We start from the raw sequence: 19980 nt of genomic DNA, 5'->3' as shown, positions 1-19980 counted from the left end.
GAAACAGCATGGACGAACCGATGGAACGTATTGAACTGGAAACACCGCGCTTGCGTCTGCGTGCCTGGCGCGATGACGATCTCGATGCATTGGCCGAGCTGTGCAGCGACCCGCTGGTGATGCGCTATTTTCCCGAGTTGCTGTCGCGCGACGAATGCGCGGCGGCGATGGCGCGCTGCCGGATCCATTTCGCGCGGTTCGGCTTCGGGTTCTGGGCGCTGGAGCTCAAAAGCGATGGACAATTCATCGGAATGGCCGGGCTGGCCTGGAGCCGTTTGCAGCTGCCGTTCTGCCCTGCGGTGGAAATTGGCTGGCGGCTCGCCCATGAGCATTGGGGGCAAGGCTTCGCGCGCGAGGCGGCAGAGGCATCGCTGGCGTGCGGCTTCGAGCGGCTGCAGCTTCCGGAGGTGGTGGCCTACACGGCGGCGATCAACGAGCCTTCGCTGGGGTTGATGCAGGCGTTGGGCATGCGGCATGAACCAGCGGGTGACTTTGACCATCCGATGATCTCCGAAGGGCATCCGCTGCGCCCTCATTCGCTGTATCGAATCACGCGGGATGATTGGGTAGCGCTTCGCCGACAAGCGCAACCAGTGGAGCCGCTTCTGCGGAATCCGTAACATTGCGCGCCTGCCTCGTGCCTCGAATACATAAAGGAACTACACCATGAGCGACACCCTAGACACGCTGGTCAACCTGCTGTCGCTGGAGCGAATTGAAGAAAACCTCTTCCGGGGTGCCAGCCAGGACCTGGGCTTTCCCCAGCTTTTCGGTGGCCAGGTGGTCGGTCAGGCGCTGTCCGCGGCCAGCCAGACCGTGGCGCCGGAGCGTCACGTCCATTCAATGCACGGTTACTTCCTGCGGCCTGGGGATTCCCACCAGCCGGTGGTCTATGACGTCGACCGGGTGCGCGACGGTGGCAGTTTCACCACGCGCCGGGTCAGCGCGATCCAGAAAGGACAGACCATCTTTACCTGCAGCGCGTCGTTCCAGGCCGACGAGACCGGGTTCGAGCATCAGTTGCCGATGCCCGACGTGGTCGGTCCCGAGGACCTGCTCAGCGAATGGGAGCTGTTGCACAAACTGACGCCGCTGATTCCGGCGCGTGTGGCAGAAAAGCTGCGCCGTCCGAAACCCATCGAGATCCGCCCGGTCACGCTGCAGGATCCGATCAACCCGCAGCCGATCGAGCCGGTCCGGCATATCTGGTTCCGCGCCGATGGCTCGCTGCCGGACAACCCGGCGCTGCATAAGTATCTGGTCGCCTACGCCTCGGACTTCAGCTTCATCGGTACCGCACTGCAGCCACACGGCGTCAGCTCCTGGAGCAAGTTCATTCAGCTGGCAAGCCTGGACCATGCCATCTGGTTCCATCGCGAAGTGCGCGCCGACGAGTGGTTGCTGTATTCCATGGACAGCCCTTGGGCCGGCAACGCGCGTGGTTTCGCGCGCGGCAGCATCTTCAACCGCGCCGGGCAGTTGGTTGCCTCGGTAGCGCAGGAAGGCCTGATTCGCGTGCGTGAGGACTGGAAGTGAGCCTGGCCGATGCGCGGCACTGGGTGTTCGACATGGACGGCACCCTAACGCTTGCCGTGCACGACTTCCCGGCGATCAAGCGCGCTCTGGATATTCCCGAAGGCGACGACATCCTCCATCACCTCGCCGCGCTGCCGGCTGAAGAGGCCGCGGGCAAGCGCGCCTGGTTGCTCGAGCACGAACGCGAACTGGCCTATGCCGCGACACCGGCGCCAGGCGCCCGTGAACTCCTGCATACGTTGCGCGATCGCAGTTGCCAGCTCGGCGTGTTGACGCGCAACGCACATGAGTTGGCGCTGGTAACCCTGCAGGCAGTGGGCATGGGTGACTGCTTCGCCAGCGATGACATCCTCGGTCGTGACGAAGCGCCGCCGAAACCCGATCCGGGCGGGTTAGTGCATTTGGCGGACAAATGGCGCATCGAACCCAGCGAACTGGTGATGGTGGGCGATTACCGCTTCGATCTGGAATGCGCCAAAGCGGCGGGTGCGCGTGGCGTGCTGGTCAACCTGCCGGAAAACCCCTGGCCTGAGCTGACCGAGCTGCACGCCCGTGATTGCATGGCACTGCGCCAGTTACTTGAGGGCTAGGCGGGAGAACAATCACCCTAGGATCGGCATGCAAAGTTAGCGGGTGGCTCACGTTGTACCGATCCACGGTGGTGTCAGGCGGGACCCGGCGCGTCGATGTCAGTGCAGGCCGGGGCTGGCCCCATTCGCAGACATCAATAAAGCGCCTGGTACAGCTTGCGGCGGTAGGTGGTGACCAGCGGGTGGTCACTGCCGAGCAGGTCGAATACTTGCAACAACGTCTTGTGTGGCAGGCCGTCGGCGTAGCCGCGATTGCGCACGAACAGCTTCAGCAGTCCGTCCAGTGCCGCTTCGTGCTGCTGACGTGCCAGCTGCTGAATGGCCAATTGGTAGGCCGCCTCGTCATCTTCGGCGTTCTGCGCCAAACGGCTCTTGAGGTCGGCTACCTCGGGCAGGTCGTTGGCCTGGCGCAGGAACGTCAGCTGCGCGCGGGCGCCAGCCAGTGCCTGCTTGTGTTCGTCGCCCTTGACGGCATCGAGCACCAGCTCGGCTTCGCCGAGCTCGCCACGTTCAGCCAGGCAGCGTGCGTAGAGGATCAACGCGACAGCGTTCTCGTTGTCTTCAGCCAGCACTTGCTTGAGGAGCTCCTCTGCCTCACCGATGCGTCCCTCGACGAACAGCGCTTGTGCGGTTTCCAGCGAGTCCGCTTCCGGCGCAGCGGGCGCCTGCACGTGGGGCTCGAGCATGGCGCGGATCGCCGATTCCGGTTGGGCGCCGGCAAAGCCATCGACCGGCTGGCCATCCTTGAACAGCACTACGGTTGGCAGGCTGCGCACGCCGAAACGCGCAACCACATCCTGCTCGATATCGCAGTTGACCTTGGCTAGCACGAGCTCGCCCTGATACTCCTCGGTGATCTTCGCCAACAGCGGCATCAGCGCTTTGCAGGGCGCGCACCACTCGGCCCAGAAATCCACCAGCACCGGCTTGTGAAAGGAGTTTTCCAGCACCAGCTGCTCGAAATTGGCGCTGGTGACGTCAAATATGTAGGGAGTCTGGCTCATTGGAATTCTCGGAATGGGCGCATGCGAAATGAGGCGTGCATGTTAAGTGGGGGCGAGCCGATTCGGAAGCAAGGGCGGCGCTGATACCCGCTCAGCGACCGGGGGCAGCCAACGGCCAGCTCGCCAGTTCGCTGTAATGAACACCCGATGAGGTGTGTTCTGAGCAATAGAGACCGAAGTGGCGCACCGGCCAATGGAATGCTGGTGGCTGGATATCAGGCAAGGCGTGAACCTGGCGTGAAAGCGTGACGTGCGGCAGAAACGGCCGTGCATCGAGCATAACGCCGTGTGTGGACAGCCCCGCGTGCAGCTGTTCGACCAGTTGGTTCAACGGCGATGGGCTCTGGCTGGGCATCAGGCAGGCGAAATCCTTGCCGATCGTCCGCAACTGATCGAGCCGCAGCGCAAAGGCATCGATGCGCACCTTTGCCGCAAGCTGCTTCAAGCCCTCGACGGAGGCCGCGGGCTGGTTGCCGAGAAAAGCCAGGGTCAGGTGCAGGTTGGCCTGGGCGACGGGCCGACCCCCTACCTCTTGGCTGTCACGCCAGTTGCAGACGGCCTCAGCGAGGTCGAAAGGGCAGGCCAGGGCGAAGAACAGGCGTAATGGTTTTTCGGTCGGCATGTTTCCTCCTGACGGCAGGCGCTGCTTGTCAGCACATTGCGACGGGCACGGCTTCGCGACGGGCGTGGTAGAGGCTGACCCGGCGAAATTCCGCAGGTTCGGCCAGGTCGGGCCAGGTACAGGCGTCAAGGATGTCCAGGCGCTGATACAGCGGGTGCTGGAAATCCCGCACGCGGGAATCGGCCACCAGCGCGACTTGGCCGCGACTGAGAAACTGATCCAGCAAGGGCAGGTTGGCCCGATCGTAGAGCACGTCGGCAACGATGATCAGGTCGTAGCGGTCAGCCTCGCTGAAAAAGTCTTCCGAATAGTTGAGCTGCACGCCGTTGAGTTCGGCGTTGGCGCGGCACGCGGCAAGGGCTAACGGATCCAGGTCGCAGGCGACAACCTCGGCCGCGCCGGCCTTCGCTGCGGCAATGGCGGCGACACCCGAGCCCGAGCCGAAATCCAGCACACGCTTGCCGCGCACCCATTCCGGCCGTTCGGCCAGCCAGCGCGCCAGGACCAGGCCGCTGGCCCAGCAGAAGCACCAATAGGGCGGCTCGTCGAGGATCCGCCGGGTTTCCTCCGGGCTGAACGCCCGGTCCATATTGGCCGCATCGATCAGCCATAGACGGATATCGGTGCCGGGCAGCGACTCGATACTCAGCGAAGCGTCGCCGAGCAGCTCAGCCAGGGCTTGTTGCAGCGCAGCGGGCGGGGTCAAGGTGCTGGTACCAGATGCAGCGGGCCCAAGGACTGATTGGCCGGGCTGCTCACCTGCACGGCTGGCAGACGCATGATCAACTGCCCCGAACGGGTCACTCGTCCACGCAGTTCCACGTCTCGACCCTGGGGGAATTTCTCGGCATTGAACTTGAGGATGAAGGGCAGCTCGGTTCCGCGACCCTGCAGCTTCACATTGCTCAGCAGGCGGTCTGGCTGGTCACGGCGGTTGACCTCCAGCAGTGCCAGCTCGACTTCGCTGTCGGCGGGGACGCCGATCAGGCTGCCGTGCAGTTCGTGCATCAGGGTGGTGGCCTGGGGCGGTTCCTCGAAGGTAACCGCCGCAGTAGGACGCTGGGATTGCTCACTCGAACACCCAACCAGAACCAGCAGCAAAGCAGGCAGAACAAAGGGGCGTAACTGCACGGACGGCTCCATAACATGATGTTGATGCGCGCCTGTATAGCAACAATCCGCTCGATTTGTCTTGCCGGCGGGATGCGCTACCATGGCTCTCCCGACGTCTGACAGCTCTAGCCCATGCATTGTCCCTTCTGTGGTGCACATGACACCAAAGTCATCGACTCGCGCCTCGTGGCCGAGGGTGATCAGGTGCGCCGTCGCCGTGAGTGCCTCGCCTGCGGTGAGCGTTTCACCACGTTTGAAACCGCCGAACTGGTCATGCCGCGGCTGATCAAGCAGGACGGCAGCCGCCAGCCATTCGATGAAGAGAAATTGCGCGCCGGCATGCAACGCGCGCTGGAGAAGCGGCCGGTCAGCGTCGAGCGCCTCGAAGAAGCCATCGCCCACATCAAGCATCGCCTGCGCGCCACCGGCGAGCGCGAGATCAAATCACGCGTGTTGGGCGAGCTAGTGATGGTCGAGCTGCAGAAGCTCGACGAAGTCGCCTATATCCGCTTCGCTTCGGTTTATCGCCGTTTTCAGGATCTCAACGAGTTCCGCGAGGAAATTGAGCGCCTGTCACGCGAGCCTGCAAAAACCGAATGAGCACCCACGATCACGCCTGGATGGCCCTGGCGCTGCAGCTGGCACGTAAAGGGCTGTACTCCACGCATCCCAATCCACGGGTCGGCTGCGTCATCGTCAAGGATGGCGAGCTCATCGGCGAGGGCTGGCATGTGCGTGCTGGCGAACCGCATGCTGAAGTTCATGCCCTTCGACAGGCCGGCGCCCGCGCCCGCGGTGCCACTGCCTACGTCACCCTTGAGCCCTGCAGCCACCATGGCCGGACGCCGCCTTGTGCCGAAGCCTTGGTCAACGCCGGCGTTGGTCGTGTCGTCGCGGCCATGCAGGATCCGAATCCGCAGGTCGCTGGGCGTGGTCTCGAGCGCTTGCGCAGCGCCGGCATCGAAGTGGCGAGCGGGGTGCTGGAGGCGGATGCCCGCGCGCTGAATGTCGGTTTCATCAAGCGCATGGAAACCGGCCTGCCTTATCTACGAGCGAAACTCGCCATGAGTCTGGATGGCCGTACCGCCATGGCCAGCGGCGAAAGCCAGTGGATCACCGGCCCCGCTGCCCGAGCCGAGGTCCAGCGGCTGCGTGCGCAATCGAGCGTGGTGTTGACTGGCGCCGATACGGTACTCATGGATAACGCCAGGCTGACCGTGCGTGAGTCAGAGCTAGGGCTCGATGCTGAAATGACCTCGCTGGCCATGCAGCATCCACCGTTACGGGTGCTGGTGGATGGGCAACTGCGCGTACCGCTGGGCGCACCGTTCTTCCAGGCAGGCCCTGCGCTAGTGGCAAATACCCGTGCTGATCAGGCCGCGGTTTATCAGGCCGCGGGGCACGACTTTCTGACGTTGATAGGCGATGCGGGGCGTGTGGACCTGCAGGGTTTGCTGCGCGAGCTCGCAGACCGTGGCGCCAACGAGGTGCTGCTCGAAGCGGGTCCGCGGCTGGCTGGCGCCTTTGCAGCGCTGGGTTTGATCGACGAGTACCAGCTGTTCGTCGCGGCCAAGTTCCTGGGGTCGTCGGCCCGACCGCTGATTGACCTGCCTCTAGAGCGCATGAGCGAAGCACGCGAGCTGCAGATAAAGGATATCCGGGCCGTTGGCGAGGACTGGAAAGTCATCGCCGTACCGGCGAACTAACGCACGATCCGGCCGTTATTCGATGCCAACTTGCTGGTCATATAACGTGAATCCGCGAGCCTGGTAGTTCTGCAGCGCGCTTGGATGATCGAGGGTACAAGTGTGCACCCAGACGCGTCGCGTCCCGGGCCATTCCCATGCACTTGTGATCGCATGGCTCAGTAAGCCGCCTCCAAATCCTCGGCCGAAGAAGCCGCTTTCCAGCCCGAAATAGAGTATCTCGACGTCCTCAGCGCTACGGCGCAGCTCGTAATAGCCAGCGATGGCGCCGCGGTGGTAGGCCACCCAAGTGCGAAGACCGGGACTTTCAATTTCCCGCTGCCAGGCTTCGTCGGACTGATCGAGTCGCTCGGTCCATTGCCAGGGGCCGCCGATCAGACGGTAGAGAAACTGATTGAACCGGAACTGCTTGATCTCGCATTCGCTGACCAGCAAGTCCGTCGGTACGGGTTTGGCCCGTAGCTGCGATGGCGCGGTCATTTCGAGGAAATACGTCACCGTTTGATCAGTCAATGTTGAAATCTCGTTGGCAAACCCTGGGCGGTACAGCATACGCGATGGGCTCGCGATTGCTGTGCGGCAGGTGAACCTGGTCGCTGAGATCAAGCTTGTCGGGCGGTTAGTTCACCGGCTTCAGCCCGTTGTGATCGAGCTTGGCTTTTCGCTTGTTGGTGCCCAGCAGGTGCCGTGCGACCAGGCTTTCATGATGCGGATTGCCGAAGTGAAACAGCGCCGTGGCGCGCAGCAACGCGGGATCGCATTCATCATTCGCGTGCAGGCTTCGGTAACCCGAGAACAGGTAGAGATTGCCCGGCTCCAGCTTCAGGCGAATCGGTTTGAGCCAGCCGCGTCGCACCGCAAAAGCGACCAGCTTCTGGCTGGCGGTATTATGCAGCACGGCCTTTTCGATGACGTTGCGCAGGGCGTTGAAGCGGATGCGCCGCACACTGGGAAAGATGATCAGATCGCCGCAGTGCTCGCCTTCCGTCGGGATATACAACGGCAGTAGTGCGGTGACCGCCGTGGCGTCGAAGTGATAGAAGTGCGATTGCTTGAGCCCGCTGCGCCCCTGGAGACAGCGAATGACGGGAAAGATCTGCTCCGTTGCGGCCGGCTCCCGGCCCGTCTGGAGTCGATAGAGTTCTGTCAGTGTCTCCTTGAACGGCTGCGATAGCGCCAGCCCTGCGATCAGGCTGCCGCCCAACGCCTCGATGCCATGAATGGCGAAATATTCGTGGCCATGGCTGGCCGCTTGCTGGTTGATGAAGGCGCGGCCCAGTTCAAGTTGCTCGGGCGAAATGTAGTGCTCAATGACCGTGTAGCCCTTGCGGTCGATCTCGGCAGCGTATGCCGCTGCCGACGGTTCCATAGCCGTAACCTCTGACATACCCAATCCCTCGTGGCACATGTGAAGGTTCGGAGCGTTCGTCCTGATCGTGTCCTGATCTGCGCGGAGGATCGGCATAGTGCGAGCGGATCCTGGCTCGGCGTGTCGGTACGAAGAATGCGGGAGTGACGTTCCTTCCTGATCGTCTTGCGTTGCATCGGGTGCGGCTGGCGGCATCTACGATCGCCCGCTGCGATGCGTATGGACAAACAAGCGCAGCGGTAGTTGCGCTTATTTGTCAGTAATTTTTACGGGCTGGGCTTGAGGTCAAACGGTCGTTTGTCGGCTGCAGAACCGGCGCAACTGTGGTAAAAACTGCGCCGGGCCTTAGCGGCCCACGTTCTCAGGGCGGGGTGAGATTCCCCACCGGCGGTAATAACGATGCGGTTGGCCATGCTGACCATCGTTTAGCCCGCGAGCGCTTGTCTCCGACAAGGTCAGCAGACCCGGTGTGATTCCGGGGCCGACGGTATAGTCCGGATGAGAGAGAGCGGGATGCCTCGACGGGCGCCTTTCGTGCGCGCGTCCACTCCCTATCGATCTGCAGCGCCCTGTTTTATCCAAAACAGGAGTTCGTCATATGCATCGTTTCAACAGCCTTCCACGGGAGGCCGTATGTTCACAGGAATAATCGAATCCATCGGGACCATTGGTGCCATGACGCCGAAGGGTGGCGACGTTCGCGTGCTGGTCGAGACCGGCAAGCTGGATCTGGCGGACGTCAAGCTGGGCGACAGCATCGCGGTTAACGGCGTTTGCCTGACCGCGGTCGAGCTGCCGGGCAACGGCTTCTGGGCCGATGTCAGCCGCGAGACGCTGGCACGCACCGCGTTCGTCGATCTCAAGCCTGGTAGCCGCGTGAATCTGGAGAAGGCGCTGATGCCGACCAGCCGTCTCGGCGGGCATCTGGTCAGCGGGCACGTCGATGGCGTGGGCGAGGTGGTGGCGCGTGAGGAAAACGCTCGCGCCGTTCAGTTCCGCATCCGCGCGCCGCGTGAGTTGGCCAAATACATCGCGCTCAAGGGTTCGATCACGGTGGATGGCACCAGCCTGACGGTCAATGCCGTCAACGGTGCGGAGTTCGAGCTGACTATCGTCCCGCACACCCTGGCCGAGACCATCATGGTCGACTACCGCCCCGGGCGGAAGGTGAATCTGGAAGTGGACCTCTTGGCTCGCTATCTGGAGCGCCTGCTGATGGGCGACAAGGCCGCTGAACCGAATGCCTCGGGCCTGACCGAAAGCTTCCTGGCCGAACACGGCTATCTGAACAAGTAAGGATTGGCCACATGGCTCTGAACACTGCTGAAGAACTGATCGAAGACATCCGCGCCGGCAAGATGGTCATCCTCATGGATGACGAGGACCGTGAGAATGAGGGCGACATCATCGTCGCCTCCGAATGCGTGACCGCCGAGCACATCAACTTCATGGCCCGTTTCGCCCGTGGCCTGATTTGCATGCCAATGACCCGCGAGCGCTGCGAAACCCTGCAGCTGCCGCTGATGGCGCCGCGTAATGGCTCCGGCTTTGGCACCAAGTTCACCGTCTCCATCGAAGCTGCCGAAGGTGTGACCACCGGCATTTCCGCCGCCGACCGTGCGCGGACGGTGCAGGCTGCCGTAGCCCGCGGTGCGAAAGCCGAAGACATTGTCAGCCCTGGGCACATCTTCCCGCTGATGGCGCAGCCAGGCGGCGTTCTGGCGCGCGCTGGTCACACCGAGGCGGCCTGCGATCTGGCGCGCATGGCTGGATTTGAGGCCAGCGGCGTCATCTGCGAAATCATGAACGACGACGGCACCATGGCACGTCGTCCGGAGCTCGAAGTCTTCGCCGAGCAGCACGGTTTGAAGATCGGCACCATCGCCGATCTGATCCACTACCGGATGATCCATGAGCGCACCGTCGAGCGCGTCTCCGAGCAGCCGCTGGATACCGAGCTGGGGCAGTTCACCCTGGTCACCTACCGTGACGACGTGGAAGACACGGTGCACATGGCGCTGACCCGCGGTGAGATTTCCCCGGAAGAGGCCACGCTGGTTCGCGTGCACAACATGGAGCCACTGCGCGATCTGCTGCTGGTCACCGTGCCGGGGCGTTGGAGCCTGCGCGCGGCAATGAACGAAGTGGCAAAGGCCGGTAGTGGCGTAGTGCTGCTGCTGGGCAATCCGCTGACCGGCACGCAGTTGCTGGCGCAGCTCAATCGCCAGCAGTCGCCAAGCCCGGCCACCTACAGCACCGTCGGTGCTGGTTCGCAGATTCTTCGCGACCTTGGCGTGCGCAAGATGCGCCTGATGAGTTCGCCAATGAAGTTCAACGCGATATCCGGCTTCGACCTGGAAGTTGTAGAATACCTGCCTGCCGAATAAATGATGTCAGGGCGCCGCGATGCAACGCGGCGCCTTCGTTCTTTAAAGAGATGAGAAACCACCTATGACACTGAAGACCATCGAAGGTACCTTCATCGCCCCGCAGGGCAAGTTCGCCCTGGTTGTTGGCCGCTTCAACAGCTTCGTTGTCGAGAGCCTGGTGAGCGGCGCCGTCGACGCGCTGGTGCGCCACGGCATCGCCGAAGACGCCATTACCATCATCCGTGCGCCGGGTGCCTTCGAGATTCCGCTGGTCGCACAGAAAGTTGCCCAGCAGGGCGAGTACGACGCGATCATCGCCCTCGGCGCGGTCATCCGTGGTGGTACCCCGCATTTCGAATACGTGGCTGGCGAATGCACCAAGGGCCTGTCGCAGGTTTCCATGGAGTTCGGTGTGCCGGTTGCGTTCGGCGTTCTGACTGTTGATTCCATCGAGCAGGCCATCGAGCGCTCCGGCACCAAGGCCGGCAACAAGGGCGCCGAAGCTGCACTGTCCGCGCTTGAAATGGTGAGTCTGCTGGCGCAGCTGGAGGCCAAGTGAGCCTTAATCACGACGACAGTCAGGACACCCCGCAGCCCAAGGCCAAGGGCAAGATCGCCACGCGCCGTGTCGCGCGCAGCCTGGCGATGCAGGCCCTGTATCAGTGGCACATGGCAGGTCAGAGCCTGAATGAAATCGAGGCGCAGTTTCGCGTCGACAATGATTTCTCAGGCGTGGATGGCAACTACTTCCATGAGCTGCTGACCGGCGTGGCGCGTGCCAAGACTAAAGTCGACGGCGCCATCGTGCCGCATCTCGATCGTCCGCTTGAAGAGCTGGACCCCGTTGAACTGGCTGTTCTTCGCTTGTCTACCTACGAACTGATGCATCGTATCGACGTACCCTACCGGGTGGTGATCAACGAAGGCATCGAGCTGGCCAAGGTGTTCGGCGCCACTGACGGGCACAAGTTCGTCAATGGTGTGCTGGACAAGCTGGCGCCGGTCCTTCGCAGTGCCGAGGTCGGCGCTTACAAGCGCTGAACCTGATCTGCCTGATGGGTGAGTTCGAGCTGATCCGCCACTACTTCGCCGCCGCCGCTTGTGCCAGGGCTGGCGGCGATGTCGTTTTAGGGATTGGCGATGACTGTGCGTTGCTCGCTGTTCCGCCCGGCGAACAGTTGGCAATCTCTACCGACTCGCTGACGGCAGGGGTGCACTTCCCCGATCCGTGCGATCCATACTCACTCGGTCAGCGCGCGTTGGCCGTTTCCACCAGCGATCTCGCTGGCATGGGCGCCACGCCCATCGGGTTTACGCTGGCGCTGACGCTTCCTTCCGTCGATTCCAACTGGCTGGCCGAATTTGCCCGTGGCCTTGACGCGATGGCGGCTGGCTGCGACATGCGTTTGATCGGCGGCGACACCACGCGCGGCCCGCTGAGCATGACGCTGACGGTATTTGGGCGCGTGCCGGCAGGCGAGGCGTTGTTGCGCAGCGGTGCGCAACCCGGTGATCTGCTCTGTGTCGGCGGAGCCCTCGGCGATGCAGCCGGGGCTTTACCGATCGTGCTTGGCGAGCGGGAGGCGGAAACCGTCGATGCGGCAGCACTGCTAAGGCGTTACTGGTCGCCGCAACCCCAGCTCGCGCTCGGCCAGGCGCTGCGTGGCAAAGCAACCGCGGCGTTGGATATCTCCGATGGCTTGTTGGCCGACTGCAACCATATAGCCACTGCGTCTTCTGTTTCGCTGGTAATCAAGCAAGCCCGGGTGCCGCTGTCGGACTCGCTGGTGCGTTTCGCCGGGACTGAGCAGGCCCTGCAATGCGCCTTGGGGGGAGGAGACGACTATCTCCTGGCGTTTACCTTGCCGGTAGATGCGTTACCGACCATGCAGTCCGAAGGATGGCCAGTTCACGTCATTGGCCATGTGGAGGTGGGAGAGGGCGTTCGGTTGGTTGACGCTGATGGGAGGTCTGTGGGCATCGGCCATCGAGGCTACAACCACTTCACCAGCTGAGCCGCCGACGCTCGAACTAACAATGAGGACAACCGTTTGACCGATTCTCTGCAGCCTGCCGCCGAACCGATCCCGCATTCGGTGTGGAGCAATCCATGGCACAACCTGGCCTTTGGTTTCGGCTCCGGCACCTTGCCGAAAGCGCCAGGCACCTGGGGCTCTCTGGTAGCGCTGGCCTTCGTACCGCTGTGGCAGATGCTGCCGGGCTGGGGATACGGCGCGCTCATCGTCGCGAGCATGCTGTTCGGTATCTGGCTGTGCGGCAAGGTCGCCCAGGATCTGGGCGTGCACGACCATGAAGGCATCGTCTGGGACGAGTTTGCCGGCATCTGGATTACCTTCTGGCTGGTGCCTGCGGGCTGGTACTGGCTGCTGCTCGGGTTCGTCGTGTTCCGTCTGCTGGATATCCTCAAACCGTGGCCGATCAGCTGGGTAGATCGGCAGGTCCATGGTGGGCTGGGGATCATGCTTGATGACATCCTCGCCGGATTCGCCGCTTGCGGTGTGATGCACATAGCGGTGCGCTTGTTAGGCTGACTGTCTCGGAGGCTTGGGCTGTGCGTCGGATCGCTGCAATGCCGGAAGGGCTCGTGAAACAATGCGACCTGTCCTGTTTCAAAAGGCCGCCACTGATGCGCCTCGTTTCTTTGCTGCTTGTCTCCACGCTGTCGCTCCTCTCGCTGGCTGTCACAGCTGCACCTCGTGTGCAGGTGGTCGGCCTGTTTCCTGGCGCTGCTGTGTTGAACGTCGACGGCCAGCGCAAGCTCGTACGGGTCGGTCAGGTAGGGCCGGGCGGTGTAGAGGTAATAAGCGCTGATTCGAAAAGCGCGGTTCTGCGGGTGGAGGGCGTCGAGCGCAGCTATGGTCTCTCTCGCGAATTGAGCTCAGGGTTTGCCGAGCCTGATCGCCGGCAGCTGAGCATCGCTCAGGGGCAAGGCGGTCACTACTGGATCGCCGGTTCGATCAATGGTCAACCCGTGCAGTTTCTCGTCGACACCGGCGCCACGTCGGTAGCGATCAATGAGATTCAGGCGCGGCGCCTGGGGATCGACTACCGGGTTGATGGCCGGCAGATCGTCGTCGGCACAGCAAGCGGTACGGCCAAGGCCTGGCGGGTCAACCTCAACAGTGTAAAGGTCGGCGCGATCGACGTGCTCGGGGTCGAGGCCGTCGTGGTGGAAGGCGGCTCACCGACGGACGCCCTGCTTGGCATGAGCTTTCTCAGTCGAGTCAGCTGGCGTGAGGATCAGGGCGTACTAAAGCTCGAATCCAAAATCTAGACCTGGCCATCGCTACGCAATCTTGGCGGTATCGCTTCGTTGGCTGCCGATCTTCCGATACAGCTTGCTGCAGCACTGCTGTTACAATATCCGCTTTTCCGCTTTCTGGAGTCTCTCCGGTGTCAGTCGTGTTCGTCGCCGCTTCCAAACTGCCGACGCCGTTCGGTGTGTTCACCATGCATGGTTTTCTCGATCAGGACACTGGCAAGGAACATGTCGTACTGACTCTGGGCGATGTCGCGGACGGCAAGCCTGTTCTGGGCCGCCTGCATTCCGAGTGCCTCACCGGTGATGCCCTGTTCAGCCTGCGCTGCGATTGTGGCTTTCAGCTCGAAGCTGCGCTGCGCGCGATCTCCGAAGAGGGCCGTGGGGCGCTGCTGTATCTACGCCAGGAAGGTCGTGGCATTGGTCTGTTGAACAAGATCCGCGCCTACGAGCTTCAGGATGCTGGCGCTGACACGGTGGAAGCCAATGAGCGCCTCGGCTTTGCGCCGGACATGCGTGACTACGCGATCTGCCTCCCCATGCTCGAACACCTGGGCATCGCCGAAATCAAGCTGATGACCAACAACCCGCGCAAGGTAAAGGCCCTGCAAGGCTTCGGTATACGCGTGGCCCAGCGCATGCCTTTGGAAATCGCACACAACCCGCACAACGAAAAATACCTCGCCACCAAGGCCGGAAAACTTGGCCACATGCTCGGCGAGATCCATCAGGGCGAAGCCGAGCAGTCGTGAACCGCGCTGCCGCCCGCCGCCAGCTGTCGCTCGACGGCTGGTTCTATCTGCTACTCATCGTTGTGCCTGTGCTCGTTGTCCGCCAGTTTCCACAGGTCGCAGGCCGCTTCGGCGAGCATTTGGCGTTGCCGCTGTTCATTGGCGGTCTTGTCCTGTTGTTTCTCAATTTGCCCCGTTTCAGCGCCTATAAGCACGCCTTGATCGCCACTGAAAAGGATCTCGGCACGGATGCTGAGGCATCGGCCTGGTCGAGACTGCGCAGCGTCCGGCTGCGGGCTTTGCGAACCGCCGCGTTGCCGGCGTGGCTGGGGGCGATAGGCGTGCCACTCGGACTTGAACCGGTTGCCCAGTTGCTGCTGGTCTGTGGCAGCCTGGCGCTGCTGGTGCTCTACCGCCTGCCGCGTCAACTGCAATGACCAGAGTGCTGGCTCTGTTGCTGGCATTGTCAGCATCGCCCTGGCTGGGCGCAACCGAGCGAGTCGTCAGCCTAGCCCCTTCGCTCAGCGAAATCATGCTGGAACTGGATGCCAAGACGCTGCTCGTCGGCGTGCTTGACGGCGGTGAGCGTCCTGCATCGCTGGAGGCGATACCTTCAGTGGGCCGAATGGGTCAGCTGGAAATGGAAAGCCTGCTGGCCCTTCAGCCAACGCTGGTATTGCTCTGGCCGGACAGCATCAGCCGTGCGCAGCGCGACCAGCTCACGCAGTTCGGCATCCCGGTCCTCGTCGTACAGCCTGTATCCTTGGAACAACTGGCCGAGCAGTTTGCACGGGTTGGTCAGCGCATCGGCCGAGGCGAGCAGGGGCGCGAACTTCAACGTCAGTTTTCCTTAGGCCTAGAGCAGCTTCGGCGTCGATACCACCGAGAGCAGCCGTTATCGGTGTTTTATCAGGTTTGGAATCGTCCCCTGTACACGCTCGGTGGACGCCAGATCGTCAGTGAGGCCATCGAGGTATGCGGTGGTCGTAACGTATTCGCCGATCTGCAACTGCCGGCGCCCCAGGTCAGCGTCGAGTCCGTGCTATCGCGTAACCCGGACGTTATCCTGGCTGGCAGCGGTGCTCAGCTGTCCGAATGGAATGCCTGGCCGCAGTTGGAAGCGGTGCGTAAGGGACAGCTGTGGGAAGTGCCCGACAAGGGGCTCGAGCGACCGAGCTTCCAGATGCTCGGTGCGATCAGGAAGCTCTGCGAGGTGATGGTGCAGGCGGTACCCGCGCAGCCTTAGAGCGTCGGCGTCCAGGTCACGGCGAACAGCAGCGTGCGGCCGGTTTCACGATAGTCAAGATTCTCCCAGCTTGTTTCGGTGGGACGATCATAAGTGGCCAGTGCGTATTCTCGATCAAACAGGTTGTTGACCTTAGCCTCCCAACGCAGCTCCGGATGGCTTTGCCAGCCAGCGCGCAGATCAAGAACGCCATAGCCGGACAGCTCGCGGGTATTCGCGAGATTGTCGTAGCGGGCGCTGGAAACGTGCCAGCCGGCGCCAGCCGAAAGCGTATCGAAGGTGCGATCAAGGTCGATGCTCAGCGTACGCTTTGCCCGGCGCGCCAGGATATGACCGCTGTCCCGGTCGCGCGGGTCGATGACGCTGATACCGACACTCGCCTGCCAACCCAACAGTTCACGGGCCGCACTGGCTTCGAAACCGTTGATCCGCGCCTGGCTGACGTTTTCCGTCCGGGTTCCACCCCAGGCAATCATGTCTTCGACATCGGTGCGATAAAGGGCGGCTTCCAGCTGGGTCTCGTCCATATCCGCGCGCCATTGCAATTCATAGGTCTTCGAGGTCTCCGGTTTGAGGTCCGGATTTGGCCCCCATAACGGCGGTCCGTAAAGATCGGAGAATGTCGGAGCGCGGAATCCTTCGCCGTAGCTCAGAGTCCAGCGCCGCGACTCGCCCGTTGGCAGGCTGAACGCCACGTTCCAGCTATTGTGGCTACCGAACTGCTGATTGTCGTCGTGACGCAGGCCAAGCTCCGTACCGAAGCGTTCGCCCTGGAAACTGTGCTGGGCGAAGAAAGCCAGGTTGTCGCGGCTGTCCTCTTGAAAGGTAGTCGCAGAATCAAGTTGGTCTTCATACCAGTCGGCGCCGACGCTCAGTTGCTGGCGTTCGCTCAGTTGCAGTCGATTGATCCAGGCCGCCGAATAACGCGTGGTTTCCAACAGGGTGTTGTTCCAAGCGCTGCCGGCACCGACTGCGTGATTGCGATCGAAGCTGCGACCCAGATCCAAGCGACTGTTCCAGATGTCCGTCAGCTGACCGTCCAGATAGCCGCTGTAGCTGCTGACGCGAAACTCGTCCTGTGGTGTGCCCGGCGCGAACTCGTACGCATCGTCGTACTCGTTCTTGCCGCGCTGATCGTTGAAGCTCAGGCCGGCGTTCCAGTCTGCATCGAACTGGTGATCCAGCTTCAGGTGCAGCGCCTTGTTGCGCTGACCATCGTTGTCCCGATCGGCTCCGCGATTGTCCCGGGTGATATCGAAGCCTTCCCGCTCGTCCAGACTGGCACCGAGGTTGACGCGGGTCTGCAGAGTACCGCCAGACAGATTCAGGCTGCGCTGATAGGTGTTATTGCTGCCCGCGGCCAAGCGAACTTCGGGGTTCAGACCCGGCTCACCGCTACGGGTGAAGATCTGGATGACCCCCCCAATGGCATCTGCACCGTAAAGCGACGAGCGTGGCCCCCGGATCACTTCGACACGGTCGATGTTCTCGATGGCCAGGTAGTCGAGGCGGGCGAAGCCGCTGGTGGCAGAAGCGATGCGCTGGCCGTCGACCAGTACAAGCGTTTGTGCGGTACCGGTGCCGCGCAGTGACAGCGACGGCAAGCCACCCGCGCTGCTTACCTGCACGCCGGGTACGCGGCGCAGCAGCTCGGGCACGCTGCGTGCCTGTAGTCGCTCGATATCGGCGCGGGTGAAGACAGTATTGGCGGCTGTGGCCTGGGCGCGGGGTTCGGCCTGGCGGGCAGAGGTAATGAGCATGCTTGGCAGCTCCTGCACGGCAGCAAACACCGGCACGCCAGGCAGCAGCGCCACGGCGAGCGCAAGTTGGGACAGTTTCATCTTGGAATTCCTCAAAAGATCGATCGCAGACTTTTGAGAAGGGCAGGAACAAGCATGCAGTAGGCGGGACGCACGCTTGACGGTGCTGCCCTCCGCAACACCAGTCGAATCCGCCAGGCCGGTCTCCGGGCTTTCGACGCGCACCGCGCTCGCCTTCCCGTGCTGGGCACAGTGGCGGTTGAGCGGGCGGTGATCATTGGATCACGGTCGATTACCGTTGCGGGGGCAGCGCCGGCCTTGCTCTTCGAGCGCACCGGCTTCCCGTTTAATGCGGACCTGGCGGTCGTGCACACCTGGGCGGATAGGAAATCGCGCGAACCTTACGGCCTGGGCTGGGGAAAGACAAGCGAATGAGCGACGCGCCTCAGTGCAAGGCTGCGATAAACAGAGCTGATCGGTTGGGGGCTTAGGAAGCTCTTGGTCCGGGAGGGATAGATCCGCCCGGCCCAGCTACGGCAGCGTTGCGTGGATGATGTTTCATCCATCCCCGGACCCAGCGAAGATCGAGGTATGGAAATTCGACTCCCATATACCCAGGCCGCCTCGCTGTTGCCCGTGGCGGCGCTGGATCCTACGGCTGAGTGTGCAGCCTTCCCAGTCGCGCTTTGACTGCCGCCTCAATACCGGCGGCGTCCAGTCCGCACTCCCTGATCATCTCGCTGGGTTTGGCATGTTCGACGTAGTAGTCGGGCAGGCCCAGCTGGAGGAGCGGTGTGCTCAGGTTTTGCGCGGCGAGGAATTCTCCGACCGCACTGCCGGCACCGCCCATGATGCTGTTCTCCTCGATGGTCACCAACAGCTCGTGGCTGTCGGCTATCTGGCGCACCAATGCCTCATCCAGGGGTTTGACGAAACGCATGTCGACGACTGTTGCGTTCAGGGTTTCGGCAACCTGCATGGCGTCCGGCAGTTGCACGCCAAACACAAGCAGCGCGACCTGCTTACCCTCGCGACGTACCACGCCCCTGCCGATTTCCAGCGGTTCGAGGCCCGGTTCGATCATTGCGTTCGGGCCGGTGCCGCGTGGATAACGCACCGCGGCGGGACCTTCGAAGTGGTAGCCAGTGGTGAGCATCCGGCGCATCTCGTTCTCGTCGCTCGGTGTCATTACCAGCATGCCGGGGATGCAGCGCAAATAGGCCAGGTCGAAGCTGCCCGCATGGGTCGGGCCGTCTTCGCCGACCAATCCGGCGCGGTCGATCGCGAAGAGCACGTCGAGGTTCTGCACCGCGACGTCATGGATCAGCTGATCGTAGGCGCGTTGGAGGAAGGTCGAATAGATTGCCACGACCGGCTTGGCACCCTCGCAGGCCATGCCCGCAGCCAGCGTAACCGCATGCTGCTCGGCAATCGCGACGTCGAAATAGCGGTCCGGATAACGCTCGCTGAAATCGACCAGATCCGAGCCTTCCTTCATGGCAGGGGTAATGCCCATCAGGCGCGGGTCTGTCGCAGCCATATCGCAGAGCCATTGGCCGAACACGTTGGAATACTTCGGGCCGCTGGGTTTCTTCGGCTTGACCGGGCCGCCGATGGGGTCGAGCTTGCTGATCGCGTGCCAGGTGATCGGGTCGACTTCCGCCGGAGCGAAGCCTTTGCCCTTTTTGGTGACCACATGCAGAAACTGCGGGCCGGAGAGGTCGCGCATGTTGCGCAGGGTGCCGATCAGCGTCGGCAGATCATGGCCGTCGATCGGGCCGATGTAGTTCCAGCCGAGTTCTTCGAACAGCGTGCCCGGGACCAGCATGCCCTTGGCGTACTCCTCGGTGCGGCGGGCGATTTCCCAGGCGCCGGGAAGACGCGAGAGGACCTTTTTGCTGCCTTCGCGCATGCTCGAATAGGTGCGGCTGGAGAGGATCTTGGCCAGGTAGTTGGACAGTCCGCCGACGTTGCGCGAGATCGACATGTCGTTGTCGTTGAGCACCACGAGCATGTCCGCACCGACTTCCGGCGCATGGTTCAGCGCCTCGAAGGCCATCCCGGCCGTGAGCGCGCCGTCGCCGATGACCGCGATGGACTTGCGCTTCTTGCCCTGCATGCGGGCGGCGATGGCCATGCCCAGTGCGGCGCTGATCGAGGTGCTGGAGTGGCCGACGCCAAAGGTGTCGTACTCGCTCTCGCTACGGCGTGGGAAAGCGGCGAGGCCGTCCTTCTGGCGCAGGCTTTCCATGCGCTCGCGGCGTCCGGTGAGAATTTTGTGCGGATAGGCCTGATGACCGACATCCCAGACCAGGCGGTCTTTCGGGGTGTCATAGACGTAATGCAGGGCAATGGTCAGCTCGATCACGCCAAGGCCAGCACCGAAGTGCCCGCCGGTCCGGCCTACGCTGTAGAGGAGGTCCTGACGCAGTTCGTTGGCGAGTTCTTCGAGTTCCGCTTCGCCTAGCCGGCGCAGCTGCTCGGGCGTGGCCGCGCGATCTAGAACGGGCGTCGCAGGGCGGACCCGAGGAATCTCATGAAACGTCTTGGGCATCGGGCGAATCATTTTGGCTGAAAAAAGAGCCGCAGTTTACCCGATGGTTACAACGATAAGAACGTCTCAAGCATCAACGGTCGCCGTTATGCCGAACAGA

Annotated in this window: 23 protein-coding genes and 2 riboswitches; of the genes, 15 read left to right on the top strand and 8 right to left on the bottom strand. The window is 62.4% G+C overall.

All coding sequences use genetic code 11. The features are described 5' to 3' along the window. Nucleotides 1-8: 8 nt before the first annotated feature. The 3 genes from ACQKIK_RS07755 to ACQKIK_RS07745 are packed head-to-tail and all read left to right on the top strand — an operon-like array spanning nt 9 to nt 2126. Complete coding sequence (locus tag ACQKIK_RS07755; RefSeq protein WP_420480411.1) at nt 9-620, top strand: GNAT family N-acetyltransferase; 612 nt, start codon at nt 9-11, stop codon at nt 618-620. Nucleotides 621-666: 46 nt separating this feature from the next. Further along, entirely contained in the window at nt 667-1536 is an 870-nt protein-coding gene (gene tesB, locus ACQKIK_RS07750) for an acyl-CoA thioesterase II (protein WP_045424263.1), read from the top strand. After that, nucleotides 1533-2126, top strand: coding sequence for an HAD family hydrolase (locus ACQKIK_RS07745; protein WP_499135493.1), 594 nt, complete (start codon nt 1533-1535; stop codon nt 2124-2126). The genes tesB and ACQKIK_RS07745 overlap by 4 nt, the downstream gene beginning before the upstream one ends. Before the next feature lie 134 nt (nt 2127-2260). Here the strand turns inward: ACQKIK_RS07745 and trxA are convergent, their stop codons facing one another. The 4 genes from trxA to ACQKIK_RS07725 all read right to left on the bottom strand — a co-directional run bounded on the left by trxA (nt 2261) and on the right by ACQKIK_RS07725 (nt 4883). Beyond that, complete coding sequence (trxA, locus tag ACQKIK_RS07740; RefSeq protein ID WP_127840150.1) at nt 2261-3130, bottom strand: thioredoxin; 870 nt, start codon at nt 3128-3130, stop codon at nt 2261-2263. Between the two features lie 91 nt (nt 3131-3221). Continuing rightward, nucleotides 3222-3752, bottom strand: coding sequence for an RNA 2',3'-cyclic phosphodiesterase (gene thpR / locus ACQKIK_RS07735; RefSeq protein ID WP_499135492.1), 531 nt, complete (start codon nt 3750-3752; stop codon nt 3222-3224). A gap of 28 nt (nt 3753-3780) precedes the next feature. Next, nucleotides 3781-4458, bottom strand: a complete 678-nt coding sequence (locus ACQKIK_RS07730; RefSeq protein ID WP_499135490.1) for a class I SAM-dependent methyltransferase — start codon at nt 4456-4458, stop codon at nt 3781-3783. After that, entirely contained in the window at nt 4455-4883 is a 429-nt protein-coding gene (locus ACQKIK_RS07725; RefSeq protein ID WP_371263612.1) for a YbaY family lipoprotein, read from the bottom strand. The genes ACQKIK_RS07730 and ACQKIK_RS07725 overlap by 4 nt, the downstream gene beginning before the upstream one ends. A gap of 114 nt (nt 4884-4997) precedes the next feature. Here ACQKIK_RS07725 and nrdR point away from each other — a divergent pair, with 114 nt between their 5' ends. Then, nucleotides 4998-5465 carry a transcriptional regulator NrdR gene (gene nrdR / locus ACQKIK_RS07720; protein WP_045424280.1) on the top strand — a complete coding sequence of 156 codons (468 nt, stop codon included), beginning with the start codon at nt 4998-5000 and terminating at the stop codon, nt 5463-5465. After that, the gene (ribD, locus tag ACQKIK_RS07715) at nt 5462-6571 is read left to right on the top strand and encodes a bifunctional diaminohydroxyphosphoribosylaminopyrimidine deaminase/5-amino-6-(5-phosphoribosylamino)uracil reductase RibD (protein WP_499135488.1); all 1110 of its coding nucleotides are present in this window, start codon (nt 5462-5464) and stop codon (nt 6569-6571) included. The genes nrdR and ribD overlap by 4 nt, the downstream gene beginning before the upstream one ends. A 15-nt stretch (nt 6572-6586) precedes the next feature. Here ribD and ACQKIK_RS07710 read toward each other — a convergent pair whose 3' ends face one another. Further along, nucleotides 6587-7084, bottom strand: a complete 498-nt coding sequence (locus tag ACQKIK_RS07710; RefSeq protein WP_499135486.1) for a GNAT family N-acetyltransferase — start codon at nt 7082-7084, stop codon at nt 6587-6589. 106 nt (nt 7085-7190) lie between these two features. Further along, the gene (locus tag ACQKIK_RS07705; RefSeq protein ID WP_499135484.1) at nt 7191-7940 is read right to left on the bottom strand and encodes a hypothetical protein; all 750 of its coding nucleotides are present in this window, start codon (nt 7938-7940) and stop codon (nt 7191-7193) included. Between the two features lie 353 nt (nt 7941-8293). After that, a riboswitch (FMN riboswitch) is annotated at nt 8294-8454 on the top strand. A 119-nt stretch (nt 8455-8573) separates the two neighbouring features. Between ACQKIK_RS07705 and ACQKIK_RS07700 the strand changes: the two genes are divergently transcribed. The 10 genes from ACQKIK_RS07700 to ACQKIK_RS07655 all read left to right on the top strand — a co-directional run bounded on the left by ACQKIK_RS07700 (nt 8574) and on the right by ACQKIK_RS07655 (nt 15566). Beyond that, nucleotides 8574-9236, top strand: a complete 663-nt coding sequence (locus ACQKIK_RS07700) for a riboflavin synthase (protein WP_128121932.1) — start codon at nt 8574-8576, stop codon at nt 9234-9236. Nucleotides 9237-9247: 11 nt separating this feature from the next. Continuing rightward, entirely contained in the window at nt 9248-10327 is a 1080-nt protein-coding gene (gene ribBA / locus ACQKIK_RS07695) for a bifunctional 3,4-dihydroxy-2-butanone-4-phosphate synthase/GTP cyclohydrolase II (protein WP_499135482.1), read from the top strand. A gap of 64 nt (nt 10328-10391) precedes the next feature. Beyond that, the gene (gene ribH, locus ACQKIK_RS07690; protein ID WP_019340068.1) at nt 10392-10868 is read left to right on the top strand and encodes a 6,7-dimethyl-8-ribityllumazine synthase; all 477 of its coding nucleotides are present in this window, start codon (nt 10392-10394) and stop codon (nt 10866-10868) included. Continuing rightward, nucleotides 10865-11350: a transcription antitermination factor NusB gene (nusB, locus tag ACQKIK_RS07685; protein ID WP_499135480.1), complete on the top strand. Its 486-nt coding sequence runs from the start codon at nt 10865-10867 to the stop codon at nt 11348-11350. Before ribH ends, nusB begins: the two co-directional genes overlap by 4 nt. A 14-nt stretch (nt 11351-11364) precedes the next feature. Beyond that, a complete protein-coding gene (thiL, locus tag ACQKIK_RS07680; RefSeq protein WP_499135479.1) occupies nt 11365-12324 on the top strand; it encodes a thiamine-phosphate kinase in 960 nt (319 codons plus the stop codon). A gap of 36 nt (nt 12325-12360) precedes the next feature. Continuing rightward, nucleotides 12361-12861, top strand: a complete 501-nt coding sequence (locus ACQKIK_RS07675; protein WP_499135477.1) for a phosphatidylglycerophosphatase A family protein — start codon at nt 12361-12363, stop codon at nt 12859-12861. A gap of 95 nt (nt 12862-12956) precedes the next feature. Continuing rightward, nucleotides 12957-13604, top strand: a complete 648-nt coding sequence (locus ACQKIK_RS07670) for a retropepsin-like aspartic protease family protein (RefSeq protein ID WP_046163227.1) — start codon at nt 12957-12959, stop codon at nt 13602-13604. Nucleotides 13605-13723: 119 nt separating this feature from the next. Beyond that, on the top strand, nt 13724-14341 hold the full coding sequence (gene ribA, locus ACQKIK_RS07665; RefSeq protein WP_046163198.1) for a GTP cyclohydrolase II: 618 nt from the start codon (nt 13724-13726) through the stop codon (nt 14339-14341). Then, nucleotides 14338-14757, top strand: coding sequence for a hypothetical protein (locus ACQKIK_RS07660; protein WP_499135475.1), 420 nt, complete (start codon nt 14338-14340; stop codon nt 14755-14757). Before ribA ends, ACQKIK_RS07660 begins: the two co-directional genes overlap by 4 nt. After that, entirely contained in the window at nt 14754-15566 is an 813-nt protein-coding gene (locus ACQKIK_RS07655) for a cobalamin-binding protein (protein WP_463287602.1), read from the top strand. The genes ACQKIK_RS07660 and ACQKIK_RS07655 overlap by 4 nt, the downstream gene beginning before the upstream one ends. On the opposite strand, the gene ACQKIK_RS07650 is transcribed toward ACQKIK_RS07655, so the two are convergent. Together ACQKIK_RS07650 and dxs are read right to left on the bottom strand one after the other, a co-directional pair. Next, on the bottom strand, nt 15563-17407 hold the full coding sequence (locus ACQKIK_RS07650) for a TonB-dependent receptor domain-containing protein (RefSeq protein WP_499135472.1): 1845 nt from the start codon (nt 17405-17407) through the stop codon (nt 15563-15565). The two genes, ACQKIK_RS07655 and ACQKIK_RS07650, sit on opposite strands and share 4 nt — an antisense overlap. A 99-nt stretch (nt 17408-17506) precedes the next feature. Then, nucleotides 17507-17719, bottom strand: a riboswitch (cobalamin riboswitch). Between the two features lie 259 nt (nt 17720-17978). Then, nucleotides 17979-19880, bottom strand: a complete 1902-nt coding sequence (gene dxs / locus ACQKIK_RS07645) for a 1-deoxy-D-xylulose-5-phosphate synthase (RefSeq protein WP_499135470.1) — start codon at nt 19878-19880, stop codon at nt 17979-17981. Nucleotides 19881-19980 lie beyond the last annotated feature (100 nt).

This window comes from Pseudomonas sp. NPDC047961, from assembly GCF_050272435.1.
Lineage (GTDB): Bacteria > Pseudomonadota > Gammaproteobacteria > Pseudomonadales > Pseudomonadaceae > Stutzerimonas.
Note: the sequence above shows the minus strand (reverse complement) of the source record. Positions and strands in the feature narration are given on the sequence as shown.

Excerpts from the sequence above, each read along its gene's own strand:
- ACQKIK_RS07755 (WP_420480411.1), top strand. The coding sequence starts at position 9 with ATGGACGAACCGATGGAACGTATTGAACTGGAAACACCGCGCTTGCGT.
- tesB (WP_045424263.1), top strand. The coding sequence starts at position 667 with ATGAGCGACACCCTAGACACGCTGGTCAACCTGCTGTCGCTGGAGCGA.
- trxA (WP_127840150.1), bottom strand. The coding sequence starts at position 3,130 with ATGAGCCAGACTCCCTACATATTTGACGTCACCAGCGCCAATTTCGAG.
- thpR (WP_499135492.1), bottom strand. The coding sequence starts at position 3,752 with ATGCCGACCGAAAAACCATTACGCCTGTTCTTCGCCCTGGCCTGCCCT.
- nrdR (WP_045424280.1), top strand. The coding sequence starts at position 4,998 with ATGCATTGTCCCTTCTGTGGTGCACATGACACCAAAGTCATCGACTCG.
- ribD (WP_499135488.1), top strand. The coding sequence starts at position 5,462 with ATGAGCACCCACGATCACGCCTGGATGGCCCTGGCGCTGCAGCTGGCA.
- ACQKIK_RS07705 (WP_499135484.1), bottom strand. The coding sequence starts at position 7,940 with ATGGAACCGTCGGCAGCGGCATACGCTGCCGAGATCGACCGCAAGGGC.
- ACQKIK_RS07700 (WP_128121932.1), top strand. The coding sequence starts at position 8,574 with ATGTTCACAGGAATAATCGAATCCATCGGGACCATTGGTGCCATGACG.
- ribBA (WP_499135482.1), top strand. The coding sequence starts at position 9,248 with ATGGCTCTGAACACTGCTGAAGAACTGATCGAAGACATCCGCGCCGGC.
- ribH (WP_019340068.1), top strand. The coding sequence starts at position 10,392 with ATGACACTGAAGACCATCGAAGGTACCTTCATCGCCCCGCAGGGCAAG.
- thiL (WP_499135479.1), top strand. The coding sequence starts at position 11,365 with ATGGGTGAGTTCGAGCTGATCCGCCACTACTTCGCCGCCGCCGCTTGT.
- ACQKIK_RS07670 (WP_046163227.1), top strand. The coding sequence starts at position 12,957 with ATGCGCCTCGTTTCTTTGCTGCTTGTCTCCACGCTGTCGCTCCTCTCG.
- ACQKIK_RS07655 (WP_463287602.1), top strand. The coding sequence starts at position 14,754 with ATGACCAGAGTGCTGGCTCTGTTGCTGGCATTGTCAGCATCGCCCTGG.
- ACQKIK_RS07650 (WP_499135472.1), bottom strand. The coding sequence starts at position 17,407 with ATGAAACTGTCCCAACTTGCGCTCGCCGTGGCGCTGCTGCCTGGCGTG.
- dxs (WP_499135470.1), bottom strand. The coding sequence starts at position 19,880 with ATGCCCAAGACGTTTCATGAGATTCCTCGGGTCCGCCCTGCGACGCCC.